Below are 2,298 nucleotides of genomic sequence, written 5' to 3'. Positions count from 1 at the left end.
GATCGGACATCGGCGATATCTGCCTTGAGTTCTGATCGGACATCGGCGATATCTGCCTTGAGTTCCGTGATCTCTGCCTTGAGTTCCGAAGACTGATTTTGTATATCGGAACGCAGTAACTCAAACATCTCTTTAGTTGTTATCGTATCATTGTTCATTGTTCTTTTCTCCATTCGTCCACAACCTGATGGCTTTAACACGCGGCAGGGTCTTATTGGCACGCCGAGCTGCTTCGCGAGTGCCACACGGCTCATGGTAAAGGTGATTCTTGCATGGGTGCCCCCAATAGGACAGCATAAGAGTATTATACTGGCCTTTATGGAAAAAATCAAGATTTTTTATCATTTAATTTGTCTAAAATTGCGGTTTTTGATATAATGCTTAAAAAAAGTGAGTGAGACACTTCCGTATGCAAAATAAACACATTAACGTTAACGGCACGAAACAGGTGTTTTCTGCGTCTCAACAGGAACGTGTATTCAGGGCTGTAGGCTCACCGCATACAAGACTCACAAGCGTTCCTACCCCCCCCCACTCTACAAATGATAAGCATAACCGCTTCACATCTCCGTTCATACAGCTGCGTTTGGGGCTGTCACAGCTTCTTCGCGCTTGGACGGGCTTCGGTGTGGACACGCACTTTTTTTATCAGATGCAGCGGTAAATATGCAAAAAAACACGTAATTTGGGCAAATATACCCTTTTCAAAACACCCTTTCGGGGCAATCGCGGTAGCGAAATCCGACATCCCACTTTTATCAAACTCACGTTAAATTCTAGTGAACACAAGGTTTAAAGGAGAATAGACACCTATGATGACGAAAACCCTGTATGCGCTCTTAACGTTAATTGTTTTTTCGGTAAGCAGTTGGCACGCCACTGTTGTGGCACAGACGGTGACGTTTCCAGATGCTAATTTAGCTGCGGTAATTCGCACCAGATTGGGACTCGGTTCCACGGATCCTATCACCAGAGCAGACCTAGCTGATAGCAATTTCACGAGTCTATCAGTTAATAATAAGGAAGTCGCGGATATTAGCGGCTTGGAGTATGCAACTAGCCTACTGACATTAGAGTTGGTTCAAAATGAAATCAGTGACCTGAGTCCGCTCTCAACATTGACCCGTCTCACATCTTTACGGCTTAATGAGAATGAAATCAGTGACATTAGTTCGCTCTCAACATTGACCAACCTTACGCAGTTAGACCTTCCTAATAATCAAATCAGTGACATTAGCGTGCTTAAGGGATTGACCAAGCTCACAAACTTACAGCTTAACGACAATGAAATCAGTGACATTAGCGTGCTTAAGGAATTGACCAAGCTCAAGGGCTTCTTAGAGCTTAATAACAATGAAATCAGTGACATTAGTGAGCTCTCAGGATTGGCAAATATCACACAGCTACACCTTTCTAATAATCAAATCAAAACCGTTAATGGGCTTTCAGGATTCACCAGTCTCACACATTTACTCCTTGATAACAATGAAATCAGTGACATTAGTGGGCTTTCAGGATTGACCAGTCTCACCAAATTACACCTTCATGCGAATGAAATCAGTGACATTAGCGTGCTTTCAGGATTGACCAGTCTCACAGACTTACGGCTTTATGAGAATGAAATCAGTGACATTAGTGGGCTTTCAGGATTGACCAGTCTCACCATATTATACCTTCAGGAGAATGAAATCAGTGACGTTAGTGGGCTTTCAGGATTGACCAGTCTCACCATATTATGGCTTCATGTGAATCAAATCAGTGATATTAGTGGGCTTTCAGGATTGACCAGTCTCATCCAACTAACTCTTACTGACAATCAAATCCGTGATATTAGTCCGCTCTCAGGATTGACCACCCTTACGGCTTTAACCTTTAGCGAAAATCGGGTCAGTGACCTGAGTCCGCTCTCAGGATTGACCGGCCTCAGACTGTTATATGCCTGTGCTAACCCATATACGGACATCAGCCCGATTACAAGTTTGTCTCGCTTAAGAACCCTCCACATTGATGAGACATTCAAAAAAGAGGCTGAAGAGGCTTTCGCTGAAGCGGGGCAGACTGTCCGATTCACCTTTTGTGAGGCACCGCCACCGAGCACCGGCAGTCCGGGCGACCGCCTGATCGTAACGTTTGAAGACTACCCAGAAGAGCGCCCCACCGAAGAATTCCCCCTCACTCTCAAATTCTCTGAACGCGTCAACGGCTTTCAAAAGGAGGACATCACTGTAGAGACAGAACTCACCCGAGGCACCGGCACCGCTACCTTAGAAGCGTTGACACCTATCGAGGGACCCGCAC

General features: G+C 45.2%; 2 protein-coding genes (1 of these 2 only partly in view). One reads left to right on the top strand and one right to left on the bottom strand.

The genetic code is table 11. The annotated features are described in order from the left end of the window. On the bottom strand, positions 1-158 hold the 5' portion of the coding sequence (locus tag F4X88_14185; GenBank protein MYA57439.1) for a hypothetical protein. 115 nt of this gene lie to the left of the window's left edge; 158 of the gene's 273 nt are visible here — the first part of the coding sequence; the start codon lies at positions 156-158; its stop codon lies off the left edge, out of view. A 654-nt stretch (positions 159-812) separates the two neighbouring features. On the opposite strand from F4X88_14185, the gene F4X88_14180 reads away from it, so the two are divergent. Beyond that, positions 813-2,298, top strand: a 1,486-nt coding sequence (locus tag F4X88_14180) for a leucine-rich repeat domain-containing protein (GenBank protein MYA57438.1), incomplete at its 3' end; no start/stop codon positions are given.

The organism is Candidatus Poribacteria bacterium (assembly GCA_009839745.1).
Classification (GTDB): domain Bacteria; phylum Poribacteria; class WGA-4E; order WGA-4E; family WGA-3G; genus WGA-3G.
This window is presented reverse-complemented; position numbering and strand designations above follow the sequence as displayed.